Origin of the sequence: Paenibacillus sp. FSL L8-0435 (assembly GCF_037965655.1) — a bacterium.
Taxonomy (GTDB): Bacteria; Bacillota; Bacilli; order Paenibacillales; family Paenibacillaceae; genus Paenibacillus.
In genome coordinates, this window is sequence record NZ_CP150185.1 from 5,260,340 (window position 1) to 5,282,078 (window position 21,739).

At 46.6% G+C, this 21,739-nt stretch carries 21 protein-coding genes; 9 read left to right on the plus strand and 12 right to left on the minus strand.

Features of this window, described 5'->3' with window-relative positions:
- Positions 1-3: 3 nt before the first annotated feature.
- The gene (locus NST33_RS23385; RefSeq protein ID WP_221824540.1) at positions 4-510 is read right to left on the minus strand and encodes a TrkA C-terminal domain-containing protein; all 507 of its coding nucleotides are present in this window, start codon (positions 508-510) and stop codon (positions 4-6) included.
- Positions 500-973 carry a GreA/GreB family elongation factor gene (locus NST33_RS23390; RefSeq protein WP_221824543.1) on the minus strand — a complete coding sequence of 158 codons (474 nt, stop codon included), beginning with the start codon at positions 971-973 and terminating at the stop codon, positions 500-502. Before NST33_RS23390 ends, NST33_RS23385 begins: the two co-directional genes overlap by 11 nt.
- A gap of 388 nt (positions 974-1,361) precedes the next feature.
- On the opposite strand from NST33_RS23390, the gene gdhA reads away from it, so the two are divergent.
- Both gdhA and NST33_RS23400 read left to right on the plus strand, forming a co-directional pair.
- A complete protein-coding gene (gene gdhA, locus NST33_RS23395) occupies positions 1,362-2,747 on the plus strand; it encodes an NADP-specific glutamate dehydrogenase (RefSeq protein WP_221824545.1) in 1,386 nt (461 codons plus the stop codon).
- Positions 2,748-2,902: 155 nt separating this feature from the next.
- Entirely contained in the window at positions 2,903-3,757 is an 855-nt protein-coding gene (locus NST33_RS23400; protein WP_221824546.1) for a pentapeptide repeat-containing protein, read from the plus strand.
- A 162-nt stretch (positions 3,758-3,919) separates the two neighbouring features.
- On the opposite strand, the gene NST33_RS23405 is transcribed toward NST33_RS23400, so the two are convergent.
- From NST33_RS23405 to NST33_RS23430, 6 genes are all read right to left on the minus strand, one after another.
- Entirely contained in the window at positions 3,920-4,903 is a 984-nt protein-coding gene (locus tag NST33_RS23405; protein ID WP_074096058.1) for a diaminopimelate dehydrogenase, read from the minus strand.
- Positions 4,904-5,110: 207 nt separating this feature from the next.
- Entirely contained in the window at positions 5,111-5,689 is a 579-nt protein-coding gene (locus tag NST33_RS23410) for a hypothetical protein (RefSeq protein WP_221824548.1), read from the minus strand.
- Between the two features lie 32 nt (positions 5,690-5,721).
- The gene (locus tag NST33_RS23415; protein WP_221824551.1) at positions 5,722-5,868 is read right to left on the minus strand and encodes a hypothetical protein; all 147 of its coding nucleotides are present in this window, start codon (positions 5,866-5,868) and stop codon (positions 5,722-5,724) included.
- A 50-nt stretch (positions 5,869-5,918) separates the two neighbouring features.
- Positions 5,919-6,902 (minus strand): alpha/beta hydrolase, encoded by a 984-nt coding sequence (locus NST33_RS23420; protein WP_221824553.1) that lies wholly within the window; start codon positions 6,900-6,902, stop codon positions 5,919-5,921.
- A gap of 234 nt (positions 6,903-7,136) precedes the next feature.
- Positions 7,137-7,892: an exodeoxyribonuclease III gene (locus tag NST33_RS23425; protein WP_339305274.1), complete on the minus strand. Its 756-nt coding sequence runs from the start codon at positions 7,890-7,892 to the stop codon at positions 7,137-7,139.
- 110 nt (positions 7,893-8,002) lie between these two features.
- The gene (locus NST33_RS23430; RefSeq protein WP_339305276.1) at positions 8,003-8,560 is read right to left on the minus strand and encodes a GNAT family protein; all 558 of its coding nucleotides are present in this window, start codon (positions 8,558-8,560) and stop codon (positions 8,003-8,005) included.
- A gap of 165 nt (positions 8,561-8,725) precedes the next feature.
- On the opposite strand from NST33_RS23430, the gene solA reads away from it, so the two are divergent.
- Positions 8,726-9,862 carry an N-methyl-L-tryptophan oxidase gene (gene solA / locus NST33_RS23435; RefSeq protein WP_339305278.1) on the plus strand — a complete coding sequence of 379 codons (1,137 nt, stop codon included), beginning with the start codon at positions 8,726-8,728 and terminating at the stop codon, positions 9,860-9,862.
- Between the two features lie 130 nt (positions 9,863-9,992).
- Here solA and NST33_RS23440 read toward each other — a convergent pair whose 3' ends face one another.
- The 4 genes from NST33_RS23440 to NST33_RS23455 form a co-directional block, all read right to left on the minus strand.
- A complete protein-coding gene (locus NST33_RS23440; RefSeq protein ID WP_339305280.1) occupies positions 9,993-11,837 on the minus strand; it encodes an RICIN domain-containing protein in 1,845 nt (614 codons plus the stop codon).
- 197 nt (positions 11,838-12,034) lie between these two features.
- A complete protein-coding gene (locus NST33_RS23445) occupies positions 12,035-12,478 on the minus strand; it encodes an AbfB domain-containing protein (protein ID WP_339308759.1) in 444 nt (147 codons plus the stop codon).
- A gap of 370 nt (positions 12,479-12,848) precedes the next feature.
- Positions 12,849-13,382, minus strand: coding sequence for a hypothetical protein (locus tag NST33_RS23450; RefSeq protein WP_260632984.1), 534 nt, complete (start codon positions 13,380-13,382; stop codon positions 12,849-12,851).
- A 341-nt stretch (positions 13,383-13,723) separates the two neighbouring features.
- The gene (locus NST33_RS23455; RefSeq protein WP_221824560.1) at positions 13,724-14,749 is read right to left on the minus strand and encodes a BtrH N-terminal domain-containing protein; all 1,026 of its coding nucleotides are present in this window, start codon (positions 14,747-14,749) and stop codon (positions 13,724-13,726) included.
- A 329-nt stretch (positions 14,750-15,078) separates the two neighbouring features.
- On the opposite strand from NST33_RS23455, the gene NST33_RS23460 reads away from it, so the two are divergent.
- The 6 genes from NST33_RS23460 to NST33_RS23485 all read left to right on the plus strand — a co-directional run bounded on the left by NST33_RS23460 (position 15,079) and on the right by NST33_RS23485 (position 21,711).
- Positions 15,079-16,779 carry a PucR family transcriptional regulator ligand-binding domain-containing protein gene (locus NST33_RS23460; protein ID WP_339305282.1) on the plus strand — a complete coding sequence of 567 codons (1,701 nt, stop codon included), beginning with the start codon at positions 15,079-15,081 and terminating at the stop codon, positions 16,777-16,779.
- 241 nt (positions 16,780-17,020) lie between these two features.
- Complete coding sequence (locus NST33_RS23465) at positions 17,021-17,797, plus strand: ABC transporter ATP-binding protein (RefSeq protein ID WP_221824562.1); 777 nt, start codon at positions 17,021-17,023, stop codon at positions 17,795-17,797.
- The gene (locus tag NST33_RS23470; protein WP_221824563.1) at positions 17,797-18,669 is read left to right on the plus strand and encodes an ABC transporter permease; all 873 of its coding nucleotides are present in this window, start codon (positions 17,797-17,799) and stop codon (positions 18,667-18,669) included. Before NST33_RS23465 ends, NST33_RS23470 begins: the two co-directional genes overlap by 1 nt.
- 34 nt (positions 18,670-18,703) lie before the next feature.
- Positions 18,704-19,735 (plus strand): ABC transporter substrate-binding protein, encoded by a 1,032-nt coding sequence (locus tag NST33_RS23475; RefSeq protein ID WP_221824564.1) that lies wholly within the window; start codon positions 18,704-18,706, stop codon positions 19,733-19,735.
- 193 nt (positions 19,736-19,928) lie between these two features.
- Positions 19,929-21,305: an amidase gene (locus NST33_RS23480; RefSeq protein ID WP_221824565.1), complete on the plus strand. Its 1,377-nt coding sequence runs from the start codon at positions 19,929-19,931 to the stop codon at positions 21,303-21,305.
- A 19-nt stretch (positions 21,306-21,324) separates the two neighbouring features.
- Positions 21,325-21,711 (plus strand): Rid family hydrolase, encoded by a 387-nt coding sequence (locus tag NST33_RS23485; RefSeq protein WP_339305285.1) that lies wholly within the window; start codon positions 21,325-21,327, stop codon positions 21,709-21,711.
- Positions 21,712-21,739 lie beyond the last annotated feature (28 nt).

A 21,739-nucleotide genomic window follows, 5' to 3' on the forward strand; every position in this document is an offset into this window, starting at 1 on the left:
AGGCTAAGTCCGTCCATCAGTCAACAATTGTTTGAGATGTTTGATCTGATTCCGTTCACCGGCAACTACAATTGTAGCTCCAGCGGTAAAAGCATAATCCGGGCCTGGATTAAAATGCTTCTCCTTATCCTTGGTTACAACAGCGAGAATTACGGCGCCCGTGGCCTGACGGATATCCAGTTCACCAATCGTCATGCCAACGCTTGCGGCGTGAGGTTCAATTCGCAGCCATTCGATTAACAGCCCTTCAAGCATCACTTCACGCTCATCCTGAAACTTCGGTTTATAGGTCATACCACCAACGATGGCGGCTACTGCCCGGGCTTCATCATCGTCCAGGGTGACAAGAGATACCATATCACCCACTTCTTCAGGCGTACCCCCTGACTCCATATGGAACAAGTCACGTCGCTCGTCGTTATGAATCACAATGACCAAGTGCTCACCACTACGGGTATGCAACCAGTATTTACGTCCAATCCCTGGTAAGTCTGTCTCTTTAAAGTGCATGATCTGCACCCCCTAGGGCCGGCTCGTTCAAGGTTTCGCTCCTCAGCTCAATCCCCGTGATGCGAATTCTCATGGAACCTGATGGTGTATGAACAGGCCTAACTTCCCCTATACTGCCAAGCAGTAATTGACTCCCTACTGGAGAGAGGAAGGAAATACGACCCTCATCAGGATCGGTATCTTCTGGCATAACAATCATGAACGAATCTGACGTATGAAAATCGAGATATTCAAAATCAATATGACTGCCGATCAATACAGCTGAGTCCAAATCTTCATCAGGGCCCAGGAGTAGTTTTTCCACATACTCCGTATATGCCGACAGTTGTTTTTCCAACTGTATCCGCTCTGGATCACGCACGTCGAAATAGGCGTCGAGAAATGTTCTTTTCTCTTCACCGAATGTAAATAGCTGGCTCACCAGCTTCTCTCTGCAATTATGGCGGGAAGTCCTATGGTTCATAGTAGATTTCACCCCCTATACAAGCCTTATTCTCCATGTTGATTGGCATGTTTCTCTTCATCATCTTGTTTTCCTCCTTTTTATTATAAAAAGACCCCGGGATACGAGACCTTCTTACCATCTTACCAAAACTAATATTTTAATCCAGTATATTCGTCTAACTTGCTTTTTTATTATCATTTGTGGTCATATCTTCCATTTAATAACTTAATTCTTCACATCATATGGTAGATCCATAGAACATTTTAATTACTGCATAAAAAACATTTTATGAATTTTCATCTCGTATTTTTATTTGCTTTCCTGTATATTTAACTACAAACTTTTATTCAATTTATGCAAATAAGCCTCTACAGACTTTAACACAATAAAGGAGTGCATCGAAAAAGTGTCCACGATAACAAAAGAAACTACAGAGTCCGTTCAAGTTACTGCCGCAGAATATGTTCATTCCGTTTATGAGTCGGTTGTCGCCAGAAATCCGCACGAAGATGAGTTCCATCAAGCTGTCAAAGAAATTCTGGATTCCCTTATTCCTGTTATTGAAGCACACCCCAAGTATAGGAACCATAGTCTGCTGGAACAGCTTGTTGAACCCGAACGTGTAATCACATTCCGTGTCCCATGGGTAGATGATCAGGGCAAAGTTCAGGTTAACCGTGGATTCCGGGTGCAATTCAACAGTGCCATTGGCCCTTACAAAGGCGGACTTCGCTTCCATCCTTCTGTATACTCGGGCATCATCAAGTTCCTTGGCTTCGAACAGATCTTCAAAAATGCTTTGACCGGTCTGCCTATTGGCGGTGGTAAAGGTGGTTCTGACTTCGATCCCAAAGGAAAATCGGATCTGGAAGTCATGCGTTTCACGCAAAGCTTCATGACTGAACTGTACAAATATATTGGTTCCGATACCGATGTACCGGCAGGTGACATTGGTGTAGGCGCAAGGGAAATCGGTTATATGTTCGGCCAATACAAACGTATCCATGGCGGACATGTGGCAGGCGTATTGACAGGTAAAGGACTGCTGTACGGAGGAAGCTTGGCACGTAAGGAAGCGACTGGCTTCGGCTGTGTGTACTTCGTGAAGGAGATGCTGCAATCCAAGGGACTCAGCTTCCAAGACAGCACAGTCGTTGTCTCTGGCTCTGGTAATGTGTCCATCTATGCCATTCAGAAGGCACAGGAGCTTGGAGCTACAGTCGTTGCGTGTAGTGACTCAGGTGGCTACATACACGATCCACAAGGCATCAACCTGGATACCGTGAAACGTCTGAAAGAGGTTGATCGTCTTCGCATCAGCGAATACATCAAAGAACATCCGCATGCTACATATACCGAAGGCTGTGAAGGCATCTGGTCCATCCCTTGTGATATTGCTCTTCCATGTGCAACGCAAAATGAGATCGATGAAGAAGCTGCGGCCCTTCTAATCAAAGGTGGCGTGAAGGCCATTGGCGAAGGCGCAAATATGCCTTCCACCCTGGCCGCCATTGACGTCTTCCACGGTGCAGGCGTGCTGTTCGGTCCAGCCAAAGCGGCTAATGCCGGCGGTGTAGCCGTGTCTGCTCTTGAAATGTCACAGAACAGCATGCGGTTGTCCTGGTCATTTGAAGAAGTAGACGCCAAGCTGCATGACATCATGAAGAACATCTACACCAGCTGTGTAGAAGCTGCTGAAGAGTATGGCTGTGAAGGCAACCTCGTAGCCGGAGCGAATATCGCCGGTTTCCTCAAGGTAGCGGATTCCATGATCGCTCAAGGTGTAGTTTAATTTATATACGTGATTCTCCACGATCAAAGGGCGTTCCCATCCATTTGGGTAACTGCCCTTTTTTCCTTGTCTTCAATTGCTCTAATCGCAAGGCAATGGTAAAGTGGTACTGACGTAATTCCATCTATTTGTACTATTATAAGGAAGTGTTTACATTGTCTAACCAACCATTTGCCAGCACTGCGAGTCCGCATCTAAGCGCAGATTGCGAGCAGTGTTTTGGCCTGTGCTGTGTTGCCTTGCCCTATGGCAAGTCATCGGACTTTGCTTTTGACAAGGCCAGCGGCACACCCTGTCCCAATCTGCGCACGGACAATCGCTGCGGTATCCATACCCAGCTTCGGCAGAAAGGGTTCAAAGGTTGCACGGTATACGACTGTTTCGGAGCTGGACAGAAGCTGTCCCAAGTGACCTACGCGGGCAAAGATTGGCGTGATCATCCAGAGTCTGCTAACGAGATGTTCGAGTGTCTGCCTGCCTTGCGACAACTTCACGAGTTACTCAGTTATATGAAGGAAATGATGATGAGACCGGAGACGTCATCCCTTCACTCGGCATTTGGTGAGTTATATGAGGAGATTGAGCACTTGAGCAATCTGGAGCCCGCGGCACTCCTCCGTCTGGACATCGCCAATTATCGATTCAGTGTGAATCAACTCTTGGTCCAGGCAAGTGAGATGGTACGCGCGAATGTCCCCCCCACCGCTCATGGACAAGGGAAGTCGAAGAAGAGTAAAAAACGTACCGGAAGTGACTTTTTTGGTGCCAATTTAAAAGGGGCTGACCTGCGGGGCGCAAGCTTCCGAGGAGCTTTAATGATCGCAGCCGATCTCCGAAATGCAGATACACGAAATGCGGATTGGATTGGCGCGGACTTGCGGGATACGGATCTGGGCGATGCAGACCTGAGAGGTGGCATCTTCCTGACGCAATCCCAGATTAATGCAGCCAAAGGTAATGTGAATACCAAGTTGCCGGATCATCTTAACATTCCCTCACACTGGGTGTAGGGCGCCATTTCCACAAGAGCACGAGCAGGGATACAGGCAGGATTATACCTGCTAATTCATATGAATGTATGAATCGTGTACAGCAACAGCCAAAAAAAACAGCTCGTCCTGTACATCCAAGGACGAGCTGTTTTTTATACAAATCACTGGAACGAATCAGAATTATAACAAGTCGCGGCGAAGATCTTCAGCCGATTTCGGAGACAAGTGACCGAGCGGAATATCAAATACCGTTTTCGCTCCCTTATGTCCTTCCACGCTCAAGCGTTGTGCAGCTCTTGCATACGCCACAAGTACGCTTGCTGTAAATTCAGGATTGCTGTCGAGTTTCAGACCAAATTCAATAATTTGCTTTTGACCGGCACCTGTAACCCCACTGCGAATAACAAATCCACCATGCGGCATACCTTCATGCTCGGATTTCAATTCTTCTTCGCTAATGAACGTTACCGTTGTATCGTAATCTGCAAAATAGTTAGGCATCGATACAATCGTCTCACGGATCTCATCCTGGTTGGCACCATCTTCTGCTACCACATAACATTGACGCAGATGTTTCTCACGTGTAGACAACTCTGGTGTCTCCCCTGCACGAATGCGGTTGATCACCTCTTCAACAGGTACAGTATACTGTACACCCGCCTTAACGCCTGGAACACGACGAATAGCATCCGAGTGGCCTTGGCTCACACCTTTGCCCCAGAACGTGTACTCTTTTCCTTCTGGCAGGATGGACTGTGCAAGCAGACGGTTCATGGAGAACAAGCCTGGGTCCCAACCTGTGGAAATGACACTTACGTGACCGCCTTGCTCTGCCGCAGCATTAACTTCTTTGTAGAATTCAGGAATCTTCGCATGTGTATCGAAGCTATCTACCGTATTGAACAACTTGGCGATGGCTGGTGTCTGCTCTGGAAGGTCGGTTGCAGAACCACCACAGAGGATCATAACATCAATCTTGCCTATGTATTGCTCCGCTGCAGAGATATGCTCAAAACGTACTTCTGTGCTTTCAGCGACCATCTGCTCCGGATTACGACGTGTAAACACTGCAATCAGTTCCAGATCCTCGTTCTGGGAAATGGCCTTCTCTACACCTTTACCCAAGTTACCGTAACCAACAATACCCACTCTAATCATGTTCAATCCTCTCCTGTCTTCTTCTATAGTTGTCTATTACTCTGTTTATAATGATATAACATACCATGTAACCTGTCAGGTTTCCAGTTCGAAATAAAAATACCTTGCAGCGGTGCAGCAATAATGCGGCTCCGTATGCAAGGTATTATGGCGTTCATTCGTTATTTTAGGAAGACAGAAAGCAGGAAATAAAAATAGCCCCTTATCTTCTGCTTATGATTCTGTCCAGGTCAACGTCAGTTCAATGATGCCTTCCTGTCCCGCCAATGTTCCTCCAATTAAGGACCAGACATCCTGCGTCTCCGGATCGGTTCCCTGAATGATAATATTTTTGTCATCGATCGTCTGACCCGCATCCGTCAACTTTTTGGCGTTGAAGTACTCTTTATACAGCTGGGATACGGTTTTCATATCTTGTTCAGTGGAGAAAATCACCATGGCTGATTGCTTGCCTTCATTCTCACCAGAATTGGCTAAACGTATTGTTGCATCTTCCGGCAATGGGAAATCACTTGGCAAGTTCTCCGGCAACTCATTGGTTCCAGCAGCTGCTTCCTCACCGCTTTCTAAATCGGAGTCTGCTGGTGCAGTCGTACCTTCCGTTTCGGTCACTGTACTTGTAGTTGCTTTGCTTGCACCTTCATCAGTCGCTTGTTCACCGGTTCCGGAGGAAACTTCAGTGTCCACCTTCTCCGTATCACTCGGTTCGTCTGCCGCGCTACTGCAAGCACTCAAGGCAACCATCATCGCCAGTGCTGCACAGGCCAATACATATTTCCTTCTCTTCACCATCCGTTACCACTCCTTCATCTTCATTTTATGTGCTAATCACGTTCAAACGGCTGGATCACAGGCACCGCATGAACGTTATTCTTAACCCATATCACAGATACAGATAATACACTTAGAGACAATAGACAACTGGCTACGAGAATGGACAGGAAGCGGGTGATCACTCTAAACTTTTTCATCCATCCCTCCTCCTCATCCTGTTCATCATGTGTTTGTGGAATCATGTTACTCATAGGTCACTGGACGGTGTCACTAATTTCATGATCTCGGCAGCGACAATATCCGGTTGACTGTTGTGGATGTAATGCTCGGTGTGAGGGACAATCTGCTGGGTTCCTTGTCTGGACCATGAAGCAAATTTCACTTGATCTGCCTGCCATGCCCGACTCCCCTCACTGGGTTGATCTGATCCGGCTGTCAGGATCGTCAGAGGGAAAGGAAACTCCTTTTTGTTCTCCAGCACACGTAATGCGTTGATCTTGGAATGACGAATCTCATCCATCACGTTGTCATTGTATGCATGCTTCAGGGTAGAAATGGTGGCAGCCTTTTTCATCGGCGCAGAAACCAACTCCGGGTCAATGACCAGTGTTGCCATCATCTGATCCGAATGCAGAAATGTACGCGCAATCCCTGTTTTAACCAGGAATCGGACTGAAGTAAAATACCATTCGGGCGTATCCATTTCCACCGTACTGTAATACTCCGGGCTTCCACCATCGATCATGACCATGCCAGCCACCTCATCAGGATACCTTTGCGCAAAACGAAGTGTCTCCAGCGCACCCAGGGAGTGACCGACCATGATGTAAGGTGGACGTTGACCGGATGTGCGCAGCAATTGGTGGATCTCTTCCGAGATGGTATCAACATCACGAGGTTCATCCGTATAGTCGCTGTATCCATACCCGAACCGATCATATACCGCAATTTTTACCTGTGATTTCAACTTGTCATATAGCGGACTGAAATCCACATACGGATTCGGTGTACCCCAGCCTGAGGCAAACACCACGGTTACCTCTCCTTTGCCAGCGGTGTAGAGGTGCATGTTGCGACCACTCACTTCATAATACTTGCCTGGCGGGGGATAGGACTTCATATCCTGCGTGGATTGATACGCTTCATACGCTGTACCTGCCAGCAGCAAAAGTCCTGTGGCAAGCATTATGCCTCCCAGCACTTTTAACCCTCTCCGTAACCCCTTCTTCATCTTCTCTACCCCTTATCCCAAAGGTTCATCTATATATGTATGCTTCAATCGTACCCAAGAAATAGCGGGATTGAAACAATCCCGAGTCCAGTCCTTTCCCCAACCAAAGTCCAGTGTCCCTCCCCTACCTGTGACGCAAAAAAACTGCAAATCTCCAATTAAGGAAACTTGCAGTTCATCTATGCCTATATTTTATAATTCATGCCTCTGTCCATCTCACGATAATCCTTGTACCTACAGTTCCAATGTAAGACCCACCGGGCAATGATCACTGCCCATCACATGGCAGTCAATATGCGCATCTGCCACCTTAGGTGCCAATTGATTGGATACGAGAAAGTAATCAATTCGCCAGCCCACATTCCGTTCTCTAACCTTTGGCATATAAGACCACCAGCTGTATACATCCGTACGATCCGGATAGAGATGGCGGAAGCTATCTACATACCCGGAAGCAAGCAAATCGGTCATCTTGCCACGCTCTTCAAGGGTAAATCCCGAGTTGCCCAGATTGGGCTTGGGATTTTTCAGATCAATCTCTTGATGAGCCACATTCAGGTCACCACAGACGATAACCGGCTTGGTCTGCTCCAGTTGCAGAATATACCCCCGGAATCGATCCTCCCATTCCAGACGGTAAGGCAGCCGGGTCAGATCCCGCTTCGCGTTAGGGGTATAGACGTTCACCAGATAAAACTCATCATACTCCAGTGTAATCATACGTCCTTCCGGCTCGCTGTCCTCCTCCATCCCGTAACGAACGGATAAAGGCTTGATTCGGCTAAATACAGCCGTGCCGGAATATCCTTTTTTGATCGCATAATTCCAATATTGATAAACATCTTCCCCCAGGTCCATCTCAATCTGTCCGGCTTGTAATTTGGTCTCCTGAAGGCAGAAAATGTCCGCCTGACTCTCCTGATAATAATCCATGAATCCTTTGGTAACACATGCCCTTAAGCCATTCACATTCCAGGACACCAGCTTCATATCCTCATCTCCTCACATCTCTCCAATATAGCATGGGCCCATTCCGGGGGACAAGCCTTACGGATTTGGGATGAGATGGAGTTATTGGAATCCTTATGGGGCTAGCTTGCCTATATTTCGCTTCGTAACTTAGAGAACACCGCAAGGTCAATATATCTGCCTTTCTCAAACTCATGCTGCCGCAGTACACCTTCCTGTTGAAAACCAAGCTTGTGTAACAGGCGAATCGACGCCTCGTTCTCCGGTTCAACCTTCGCTTCGATCTTGTTAAGCTGCATGCTTGTGAATCCAAAATGTAACACAGCACGGGCCACTTCAGTCATAACACCGCGGCCCCAGAAAGAGGAACGCAAGTCGTATCCAATCTCTGCACGGTTATGTACATCTTCATAGTTCAGGAACCCACAGGTTCCGATCACTTTACGAGTTTCACGGTCTTCAATCATCCAGCGTAAACCCGTGTGTTCCTTGAAAATCTTCGTATACCAATTCATCTCACCCTGTGCATCCTCCACGGATTCAAAGGGAGTGAATGGCATATATTGAACCACAGATTCATCGGAATATAACGCCAACAGATCATGGCTGTCATTAGCCTCGGCTGACCGGAGGATGAATCGTTCTGTCTGAATTAATGGAAATAGATCAAACTTAAATGGCTCACTCATGCGAGGTCTCCTTTGCAACATTCATAGTAGAAGTCCATTTTACTATTAATATGTTCTATTAACATCTCTCTCTTCTCTATAAGCTGTTGTATTGACTATTAAAAGTGGGGAGACTACATTATGCTTTAGAAGACTAACATTGGAAATAGACTAGGAGGCGGAACCATGACCACACCATCATATGACGTTATTATCGTTGGAGCCGGCTCCATGGGTATGAGTGCAGGATATTATCTATCACGCAGTGGATGCAAAACTTTATTAATTGATGCCTTTGATCCTCCGCATACGGAAGGAAGTCATCACGGGGATACCAGACTGATGCGCCATGTGTACAGTGGTGGGCCTGACTATATTGCCATGGCATTACTTGCACAGAAGTTATGGCACGAGCTGGAGGAAACGACCGGAGACCAACTGTTTGTTCCTTCCGGTGTAATAAATGTAGTTGATCCAGAGATTCATTCCTTCCGCAACCGATTGAGCCATGCGGATGATGCAGGTATTCGGTATGAAACGTTGCACGCAGCCGAGGTCATGAAACGCTGGCCAGGTATTACGGTACCTGAACATTACGAGGGCATGTATGAACCGGATGCGGGTTATCTGTATAGTGAACCCTGTATTCGTGCCTTTCGCAAGGCAGCCGAGGCTCATGGTGCCACCTTGTTAACTCACACTCGGGTAGAGCATATTGAATACGGACCACACTCCGTGGCAGTTCAGACTTCAAGGGGTGAGACATACCACGCGAATCAAATCATCCTGAGCGCTGGTGCCTGGTTTCAGACATTGAAACCTTTCGTGGATCTCCCCATCCAGGCAGTGCGTAAAACGGTTGGATGGTTTGATGCACCAGAAGCTTTGTATGGCGAGGCACACTTCCCCGGTTTTACACTGGCAGGAAAAGAAGGTACATATTATGGATTTCCAAGCATTGGCGGATCAGGACTGAAGATGGGTCGTCATGATACGGGCCAGGTGTGGACACCAGGAAGTACACTGGCTCCTTTTGGTACGGAAGAAACGGACGAGGGGGATCTGCGCAGGCTGCTCGAACTTCATATGCCTCAGGCAGCTGGAGAATTGAAACGTGGTAGTGTATGCAAGTATGAATTCACTTCGGATGAAGATTTTATTATCGACCGACACCCTGCCCATGAACGTGTGTGGCTCGCAGGCGGTTTCTCCGGTCATGGCTTCAAGTTCGCAAGTGCCGTTGGGCAGATTCTATCCGACTTGGTGCAAACGGGGCACACCGATCAGGATATTAGCAGGTTCACCCTATCCCGTTTTCGTTAAGTACCAGCTGGGTGGATGAATATATGTATGTCTAAAATAGCTACTTTCCTTGAGGGTGCAGTGTTGCTTAGAGCACTGCACCTCCAAGAAAGAAGGACACGCAATGACGTTTAATTCATGCGTACTCACACTAATTAACTTTGACGAGGCTCCATTGCTGATTGGCTCCGCCATTGTCGGCCCACTGAATCGTGGAGGCACCTGCGGTCAGAGAACCCTGATTGATGTCAACTGTCAGGCCACTGTTTCGATTCGCAAGTACCACATATCCTCCCACATCAATTGGCAGCCATTGCTGATTGTTGCCCCCGTTATCCTGCCACTGAATCAGAGCGGCTCCGCCTTGTGTAGAACTTGAATTCACATCCAGCAAAAGCCCACTGCCCACATTGCGAATGTTGTAATATCCGTTACCTGCCGACTCCAGCTTCCATTGCTGGTTGGCTGCTCCATTATCATTCCACTGAATGATTGTTGCCCCACCCGTAGAAGAAGCACCGTTAACATCAAGTGCAAGTCCACTGTTGCGATTGATTAATTTGTAGATGGCCCCGGATTCATATCCTGTACCGCCATTGTAAGTTGCACCGGAAATGACGTAGGTTGTGACCGAATTGGCCTTGGCCGTAGCGGTAAAGGTTTTGTTTTGCACCGAAATATTGGTCAGTTGCTGCAACTTCTCTGTTGAAGAGGTCCGGTATACTTGAGCAGACGTGCCTGTGTTAGTAAAACGACTTAGATCATAGGTTACCGTTGTATCCGTCGACTCCGAATTGGTTGTTACCAGCACAACTATGCCGGAAGCCGCATCATAGGCTGCAAGGGTATTGGCATCACTCATGCCGATAATCTTGTACCCAGGACGAATAAATTTGCTGTAATTACCCATGACATAATATTTTTGGTTCACGGTGTAGCTGGTCGTTTGCGTATTGTTCAACACGTTCTTGAAGAATCCCCATCCTTCTGCACTATCGACGGCTTGCCAATACACCCATCCACTCGCGCCCATATTGCGAATATCCTTAAGAATGGTACGTGACATCGTAAGTCCGCTTGCATCCCCGTCTCCATATTCCGAGGTCCACAGATGTTTGCCCGCAGACGTCGCTGTGTTGCGCAAAGCAGTACGATTGCTTCCGCCATACGTGTGTGTGTTGATCTGACTAATGGATGATTTCACCGCACTGCTGTAGCTGTTAAAAGACACATTGGTATCATCAATACTGTATTCTTCCGGTGCGCTCAGCTTCGTGGACAGGCCCTTCGCATTCAACGAAGCTTGTACCTGACTCAGAATCGTGTTCTGATCCGCCCGGTCAAAGTGCATGCCCTCCTGATCATTGCCCTGCTTCCACCACGTCGAGATCGGTTCATTGAGCGGAGTTACGCTATCGAATGTGATCCCCCAGTTATCCCGGAAATGCTTCACGACCTCAGTCAGATAATCGGCAAAATCATCAACATACTCAGGCTTGAGGTTATTCCCTCCATTCGCTGCACCGGACACACCACCACTGATCGTCATCCAGTAAGGTGCGGAATTCGCAAAAGCTTCGATGACATTCACGCCTTGAGCTTTGGCAGCCTGCAGCATATATCGTTGGTTTGCATCTGCATTCCAGTCATAAACGCCGGGAGAAGGCTGGTAACCAGGAACGGCTTTGCGATATTCGAGGATATTGGACGATGGATTATCCCCGCCTCCAATGTTGTACCGCAGGATGTTCAGCCCCAGTCCGGTATTTGCATTGAACATTTTCTCCACATACTCATCCCGATTGGAATATTCTCCAACCACTTTGCCCCACCACGCGAGGGATGTCCCCCATCCTTCCATCGTCTGATATTGCTTCGATGGATCGGCAACAGCCGTGTAGGCTCCCGCAGCAGATACCTCTGTCCCCAGACCCAAACTGCATGTTAGCAGACTTCCTGCCAGCAGTAGCGAGTTCATTCGTTTTAACCACTTCATCCGATTCACTCCTTATGAATTTACACTTGCACTCCGATGTCAGAACAACTTTCCGATCGCTGTTATCCCCAGATTTTTAATTATTCTTAAAAAGGGGAAAATCCGGGGATAAACGCGCACGCTTCGCTTCTTCAAGTTATTTCTGACCTCTCCGTTATCGTGTAAATGTATAGTTTAACTTAGAAAATAAACACCTATTATTGTGCAACCTCTCGGAAGGTCGCGTCTGACTTATCGAGTGCGGTAACGACAGCTTCCAGTTTCAGCACATTATTATAATGTCTCAGGTACAGGTTCGGGTTACTGAACGAGGTATACGATGTCCAACTGGCGTTAGCAAGTCCATTTATACGTTTGAACGTGGCGTCATTTCCGAACGAAGGGCTGCCGTCATTTTTCACAAGTGTGATGCTGCCATTATTATTGCGCAGGAAATAACCTGGATAATTCATGGACTCAAACGAAATGCCTGTTACATTCGACAGCCCGGGTACGATACGGAATTGTGCATCCTCCGCCGGACTGACACTCGCATCAATCCTTGCCTGATAGTTGTAATGGCGAATGAAGCTGTCCGGCACATTGAATGACTCCAGCTTGCGGATATCACCCGGTTGTCCGGACTCTTTCAATACGGTCATATGCCGGACGAGTCCGGTAAGACCCGCAATCTCTTGTTTGGCACCCCAAGTCTGGAAGTTGTCAGCAGAGTCGCTGTAATAATATTTTTGTGTCGCATAGCCGTCAAAGTAGATTCGCCAGGAACCATTATCCAGCTGAACAAGGGCCGGGCCTTCCACCCAAGAACCCCAACCTGCCCAATCCCCTGTGCCTTTAAAGGTATAAGGACCCGTTAGCGAAGTGGATGTCGCATATTCAATGTATTTGGTGGTCTCGTTCTTGGTAAAAGCATGATAGGTTGAGCCTGTCTTCACGATAAAAGTGTCGATATAATTGGGAGCAATGCCTGCCAGTTCAGTAGGTGCAGACCATGAGGTAGATGTTAGATTGCTACCTGAAGCTGTGAGTACATAAGGTTTGAAATTCTGATAGTTGCCTGGTGAGAGGGACACGATAATGTTCAGACTGCCGTTGCTGTCTTTGAACCATTTCTGGTGCCCAGGTGTGTGCAATTGTGGTAGGTGTGGATAATGTAATATTACGGACAAATGTCCAGTTTACTTTATCCGGGCTGGAGACGATGCCGATGGTGTTACCCGACCAGTTCGTGGTGTAGACAACGTAATATAGACCATCTGTGTGCTTCATGATGCTGGGATCGCGGATCAGATCGGCCGGAGGTGTATAGGCTGGCCCTTTTAGCAAACCATAGTGGGTCGCATTATAGGATTCATAGATATACATATTGGACTCACTTGTGTTCGTAAAGGCTGATATCGTATATACACTTGTCGCTGCTCTGGCTGTATTAGGGAATAACATGGTTAATAGCAGTAATGTTCCAAGCAGCAGAATCATTCCGGCCTTGAAACCATTGGACTTTCCTGCTCCTATTCCTATCCCCTCTTCCTTCTTCGTCAACATTGGGTCATCTCCTTATCCATGAGTGATGAACAGAGGAATACCTTACTGTATTACCAAAGACAGAGCGTACCTGGGACTGCCCCTGAAGATCAACACCTCACGACTGCCATCGGGTATATTTCAAATTCTCAGTTTACGAGTATTTTTAAGAAGCACTTTTCTTGTACTCCAGCCGAATATCGGCGATTCATCCGCATGAACTGTAACGAAGGGAGAGTATAACATACTTAACATCATTCAATTGAAGTTAAAATGAGTTTGGTTATTAAGAAAATAAAAAAGGTGATCTCTGCACGAGAGAGTTCACCTTTCTTGTATTTATCAAAGATGTTTAATTCAATCTACTTTAGATAGGTTAATCTCACTTCCTCAAGATCTGATAACAGTTCCTGAACTGCCATCCGTTCCTCCTTCTCAATCTTCTCAATTAATTCAATTATTTTTTTTATATGAATTGTTTTTTCTGAAATTCTGTGCTTTATACATAAATTTCTAAGAATTAAGCACATCTGTTTAATCTCTCTGTAAGCCTTCTCATGAATATCAAATCTAGTAATATACTTTTTCTCATCGAGATAAACCAAACTTCTCAACATCACTTCTTTATGGTCAAAGAGCAAATGGAGAGATCTAATCAGACTAAATTCAAATAAAGCAGTCTCTGTAATATGTTCTCTTAAAAAACGATAAACTCCTATTCCCCAAGCATCTGTATCTTTTCCAGGTTCTTCCACCAACTTATAATCGTTAGAGGATTTTGTTTCATTTATATAGTCATGCAACTGTTTAATCAGATAACCCAGATCAAACTTGAAATCACTTTTTCGTTCATTAAATTGCAAAAGCTGAACTCCTCTGAACCATTCTCCCTCAGAATGAGGACTTACAAATGCTTCGTTAATACTATCAAAATTCGCTTCTGAGAACGAATATTTGGAATTAAAAAAATCAGCTACGTAAAACATTTGTTTTTCTTTGTTATATCCATAGATCAACATATCATGCGGGGCATGCACTTTTCCAAAATTATCATAGGCAGCAATGTAGTATTGATCTATGCTTAAATATACATAATTGTCTTCATCAATTGCATCAATAATAAACTGTTTTATATCGTCACACCACTTTACTAAAACCTTCTTATGGTAGTGGTGTAATTCAAATAATCGATAGTATTCTCTAAAAACAGGCGTATAAAATTGTATGTAAACCTCTGGAGTCTCCCAGGCTACTAGCTGGACATGATTATGACAAAACCACGGAAAAAAAACGTCTTCTTGAGTGCTAAGAATAGCAGTCATGTTTGCAAACGCAGGAAGTGAAGTAATCATTGGATATTTAATCGGTAACCCTTTTTCTGTTGGCATCCTTATCTTCCTTTCTTAATCCGCTAGATTTATTACTAAATATTTAATTTAGACCAATTTTTTCTATCATATCAGAATTTACCCTATACTGAAAAGGCTTTCATAATTGAACAACTAAAGCGCAGTGTAGTACATTAGATATCTGTCATCATCACATTTCGAGTAGTTATACTACAAGTGTATTTTCAATCTGGGCCGTATACTATATTTACAAAAGAACATCCTCGGCACTTTGCAATATGCTTAAAAATCCGATATCTTTTAGCCTCTTTATCCAAACTCTTCTTTACGCCCACCCCACTTAATGTTAGATTTTATAACATATCATTATGAAAGCGAGTGGGTTGAAGATGGATCTGCAACAGTTATTGACTATCCCCATTCTCTCCAAAGCAAAGGTTATTGCTGGACATCGCGGACTAGATCGCTTGGTGCAATCGATTAATATTATGGACGCGCCAGATATTGTCCAATTCCTGAAGCCGGGAGATATGCTGCTGACCAACGGTTATATCCTAAAAGACCGCCCAGATGATCATCTTGGATTCATTACAGACATGCATGCAATTGGGTGTGCAGCGCTTGCTGTAAAGACACAGCGTTTCTCCCTTGAATTATCTCCGCAACTGCTTGAGACAGCCAACAGACTGGGCTTCCCAATCATCGAGCTGTCTGAGATAGACAATACACTCGGTGAAATATTTCAACATTCGATCAGTGCCATCCTTCAGAACAAAACCTATGAGCTACACTACGCGTTGTCTATTCATAAGCAATTTTCCACGATGGTGATGCAGGGAAAAGGCATACCCTCCATCGTAGATACGTTGTCTCAGTTGCTATCCTCACCTGTACTTCTGCTTGGTTCGAAGAAGCAGATTACGGCAAGCTCCCATTATGCACAACAGATGGATCACCAGTCTCTCGCCGCGCCCTTACTGACTTTTATAGATGAGCACCCTTCCTTCCACACCGCAATCTCGATCTGCCTGCTTACTGCTGATAAATATCGACATGCCGAGCTTCATCCCATCTTCACGGATCGGCACGAGGGCTATTTGATCGCACTTTACGACAGTTCCACAACCTCTAAGCTCTCCACTCTGGCACTGGAGCAAGCCGTCAATGTGATTGGTCTCGAGTTAACTAAGAAACAAGCGGTCAAGGAGCGCTCCCGCCGTTACAAAAATGAATATTTCTCCGATCTCATTCAGGGCTTCATTCGTTCGGAACAAGAAGCGCTACATCGCGGCAAGAAATATGGGCTGCAAGCCAAAGGAAGTTCCGTTCTGATCATCGCCAAAAAGGATGAATCCTTAGCGGGCATATCTAAGCAAAACTCTACATCCTCCGGGGAAGAGCGGTTCATCTCGGAACGAGATGCTAATTATGAGCTGATTAAACAGGAATTCGCCAGATTGGATCTCTCCTTTGTCATGTTCACTAAGAACGACCAGTTCGGCATACTTGTCTTTTTGGCCGAATCGTCTTGGGACGAACACACCGTGGTTCAGCAGCTTGAGCGGATGGCGAGCAATCTGTATACAGAGTCGCAGCTCAGCCTATCCTTCGGCATAGGTAATTCCTACACGAATGTATTGGATATTGGACTCTCCTACAAAGAAGCAGTCAAGGCGCTCCAGTCCGGCTATCAGATGCGAAAGACCCGCTTCACTCATTCCTATCAAACCATGGATATAAGCCGTCTTTTGCGTATGATTCCCCACGATGAGATGCTGCAGTTCCATCACGAAACCTTTAAGCCCTTCAACGACCGAGATCCAAACGAGCGTAACGAGCTTATGAAAACCTTGTCCTCCTTCTATGAGAATCACTGCCAGATCGTCGATACGGCGAAAGAGCTGTTCGTACATCGCAATACCGTGATCTATAGATTGGAGAAATGCGAGAAACTAACCGGCAGGAACATTAAGGACCCGATGGAGAGCCTTCGCTTCCGACTTGCCTTCGCACTTGAGTCCCTTCTGAATGTTAATCCAGCTCCTAGTGAAGCTAATCATACGTCTTAAACCGAGAATGTGTCATGTATAATGACACGTTCTTTTGTTTCCTTTTCATATTCAATTCATGTTCAATCTTCATTTGTGCATTTTAACTGATTTAATTCTATTTTTATGTTCAGAGTAACTAATGACAATGATGCAAACAGTCTATATGATTAGGAATATATTCATTAATGTCATGTTAATTAACATCAAATCACATCAAGAAACGAAAAAACATCAGGCTGTAGGAAAGGGGCTACCTATCATGGCTATACAGATACAAGGCGTATCCAAATCATTTGTCAGTGCAACCGGAGAAGATATTCAGGTCCTGGCTGAGGTTTCGATGCAAATCAAGAAACAGGAATTCTTCAGTATCGTGGGACCGAGCGGTTGCGGCAAAAGTACGATTTTCAACATTATCGCAGGTCTGCTTAAGCCAACAAATGGCAAGGTTATCGTCTGTGGCGAAGAGATCGATCAGACCACCGGTCATGTCGGTTATATGATGCAGAAGGACCTGTTACTTCCTTGGAGAAGCATCCTGGACAATGTCACGCTAGGCTTGGAAGTGAAGGGCATGTCCAAAAAGGATCGCGGCGATATTGCCATGGATTATCTGGATCGTTATGGCCTAGCTTCATTCGCAGGAGCCTATCCCTCTACACTATCAGGCGGTATGCGCCAACGTGTAGCCCTCATTCGTACCCTCGTTACCCAGCCCGATATTATATTACTGGACGAACCCTTCTCCGCACTTGATTATCAGACCAGACTCATTCTGGAAGATGAGATCTTGTCTATCCTGAAATCCGAGGGCAAGACAGGCGTCCTGATCACACATGACATCGAGGAAGCGATTGCCATCTCCGACCGCATTGCCGTTATGAGTAAAAGACCAACAACCGTGAAGCAGGTGTATGACATTGGTCTCGCCTCGCAATATGGCTCAGCACTGAAAGCCCGCTCCGACCACAAGTTCAAGCAGTATTTTGAATCGATCTGGTCAGAGCTTGATATCCAAATGGGGAGGATCAGCTAATGAAGAGCACATCACCTGAAGTTACCCTTGCCGGAAAGCCTGCTGGAGTTACGAAGAGCAAGAGCAAACGCAGACAGTCTACCTTCTCCAAAGAATGGCTGATGACGATGCTGTGGCGGTTCATTATTGTTGCGGTCATCCTAGTGATATGGGAATCCGCCGTTCGCTTGGAAATGGTTAACGGTTTCCTCATGGGATCACCAAGCGCCATTCTTGATGCCGCCATCACGATGGCCAGCTCAGGGCAACTGCTTACAGACGCGTTTGCAACGGTGAATGCCACCGTTATCGGATTCGTAGCCGGAAGCTTAATCGGCTCATTGGCAGGACTGCTCATGTGGTATTCCAAGTCCGTTGCCCGTGTGCTCGATCCATTCATTGTAGCCATGAACGGCATCCCGAAGATTGCCCTAGCTCCTATGATTATCATCTGGTTTGGTTCAGGCATCTTCTCCAAGATTGCTCTGGCCTCCGTAGCAACATTTATCGTAGCGCTATTATCCGCCTACCAAGCGACTCATCAAATCGACGAATCCCAGATTAATCTGATGAAATCCTTCGGTGCAAAGAAATCACAAATTTTCCGCAAAATTATCGTTCCTTCCTCTCTGCCATGGATCATCTCAGCCTTCCGGATCAATATCGGTTTGGCATTGGTATCTGTCGTAGGTGGAGAATTCATCTCTTCAGATAAAGGACTTGGACACATGGTATTCGTCGAAGGTAACCTGTTCAACCTTCCGGCCGTATGGGTCGGCGTGTTCATGCTTATGCTGGTCGCCATGCTCCTCTACACCTGTGTCGGTTATATTGAATCCCGTCTCCTTCCATGGAATGACAACAAGACCAGCAGCAAATCCACATCTGTATAGCTGACCTACAACGATTAAAGGGGACTGATGACTAATGCGTACATTCAAAAAGATAGCTTTTCTAGCAACCATGACGGTTATATTGACTTCACTGCTCAGTGCATGCGGCAGCAATGCCACAACACCTGCGAGTGGCGCAGGTGCATCTGATAGCGGGGGGCAAGCAAATACGCAGGTAGACAAAATTATGGTGTCCGAAGTTTATCACAACCTGCTCTACCTTCCCTTGTATGTAGCGAACAACCAAGGTTTTCTAAAGGAGAATCGTATTGAGCTATCTTCCATCCGTGCTGCCGGAAGTGGTCCAACGGCATTGTCTTCGGTGATCTCAGGCGAGTCTGCGTTCTCCTTCCACGGTCCTGAGCATGTCGCATTTGCTAATGCAAAGGGCGGAGATGCTCGCTCACTGGTTCTTCTATCGGGTAGCGCTCCAGTATGGGCAGTTGCGCGAGAAGGCGTAACCGTGAACTCGACAGCAGATTTCAAAGGTAAAACCATCGTTGTGGGCTTGGCACCTACAAGTTCCAACAGCTTACTGCGGAAGTTATTCGCTGACAACAACATCGATATTGACAAGGACGTGACGATTACTGAGGTTCAGAATGGTTCCGAGCTTGGTGCTGTATTAGCAGGCAAAGCTGACATTGCTATCGTTTACGAGCCGCAGCTGGATCAAGGCATTGCTGAGGGACTGCATATTGTCCATGATTTCACGAAGGATTATCCTGACTTCGCCTTTGCAACGATGAATACAACCGCAAGTTTCATTGAAAAGAATCCTGATCTCACCCAGCGCTTCGTTACCTCTATTGAGCAAGCCCTGGACTACATTCAATCGAATCCTGAAGGCGCAAAAGCAGTTGCCGTGAAGGAATTCCCGAATCTGGACAAAAACGTCGTGGAGCAAGCGGTACAACGCATGATCGACAGCAAGGTATATCCTGCGGAAGGACTCATCAATGAATCGGCCTTCGAGACCGCAATCGATATGCAACGCTTCATCGGCAATCTGAAGGAAGACCTCGCTTACGAGGAGATTATCGATTCAAGCTTCACCACCAAATAGAGAGAGAAAGGGTGATTACTCTGAACCAGGACGACTATCTCACACACCGCCGTACAGAAAGCACCAAATATGCAGACGGAGTTATTACAAGCGAGGAGCTTGCCCTATTTACAGCAGACTTGGAGCTGATTCGAAACTTCAAGTTGCCAGAAGAAGTAGGGCCCAATCCCCCACATAGGAGCGTGCCTCTGCGATGATTACGAAACCACTTAACGAGCTGACGATTGCTGAAGCCGCAACACTGATTAAAAATAAGTTGATATCTCCTGTCGAGCTTACAAAATCCTATTTGAATCGCATTGAGAAAGTAGAGCCTGCTGTGCAAGCCTTCGTTACGGTCACCGCCGAACAGGCTTTGCAGGCCGCAAGAGAGTCTGAACAAAAACTGATGAATGACGAATATCTCGGTCCTCTGCACGGCATTCCCTATGGAGCCAAAGACATTATCCATACCGCTGGCATACGCACCTCGGCCGGATCAAGTACCTTTCCAGACTTCGTACCTGGAACGAATGCAACTGTGATTAATAAGTTGCAAGCTGCAGGCGCTATCCTGCTCGGCAAGACAACAACGACGGAATATGCCTTTCAGGGAGGAGAACCGCCAACCCGCAACCCATGGAATCTAGAACATACCCCAGGCGGTTCCAGCTCCGGCTCTGCCGCTGCAGTAGCGGCAGGCATGGCTTCCTTCACACTCGGAACACAGACCTTTGGATCTCTGCTTAGACCCGCAGCTTACAACGGATTAACCTGTATGAAACCCACTTACGGCAGGGTTAGCCGTAATGGTGTCATTACAGCCAGTTGGAGCCTGGATCATATTGGCGCCTTCACTCGATCCGCACAAGATAACGCAATCGTTCTGGAATCAATGGCCGGGCAAGATGAGCTGGACTCCTTCACGCTTCCTTATGGCAAGCCAGACTTAAAAAATGCTCTTGAGCATCCTATTTCAGAAATGGTGATCGGTCTCCCGAGCAACTTCTTCCAAACCGATGAACCAGCGATCTTGTTAGCGGTAGAGTCGGCAATCGCTGTGCTTGAGAAGCTGGGCATGCAATGGAAGAAAGTTGACCTGCCTTCTTATATGGAAGAGACCATTGCTGCTCATCGTACGGTTATGCGGGCAGAAGCTGCCGCCTTCCATCAGGAACGCTTCGCGGAAGCCTCTGATCGTTACGGCCACACGATGCGGGAGCAGCTTGAGCTCGGTTACCAGACGCGTGCCGTTGATTATTTACAGGCACAACGTATCCGAACGATATTCCGGAGCGAGATGATGTTGTTGTTCGATGAAGTGGATGTGTTATTGACTCCATCAACACCCTATGTGGCCCCATATGGCTACAAGACGGGCAGCCCGATTTTCAACGGACCGTTCACCAATACGGGTCTACCGTCCATCACCGTACCCATCGGGTTTGATACCACCTCAGGGAAGCCATTACCTATCGGCATGCAGCTTGCTGGTCCACTTATGCGAGAAGACCGCTTGTTGTCCATTGCTCATCATTATCAGCAGGCTACGAACTGGCATCAGTTAACACCAATCATACACACTCATTAGGAAAGGAATGACCGCTACGATGTCTACCATCATACATGCAAGTGCAGCACCCAAGTTCCCACTTCCTTTCTCCCATGCTGTCCGCGCAGGAGATTTAGTCTACGTCGCAGGTCAAGTAGGTGTCGATCCACAGACGCTTGAGCCTATCGGCGGCATTAAGGAGCAGACTGAGCAGTGTATTCGTAATATTGAGGTGATCCTGCAAGAAGCCGGACTTACACTTGATCATATTGTGAAGGTAACCACTCATCTGGCCCGAGTCGAGGATCAGTCCGAATACAACGAAGTGTATGCGCGAATGATTAAGCAGCCCTATCCCGCCCGCATTACCGTATTTAGCGGGTTAGGCCCTTATTTAATCGAGATGGAAGTGTTGGCGTATGCGCCTTCCATTCGAGGAGAGTAACACATCACCAAAGAGCACCTGTAGCCAT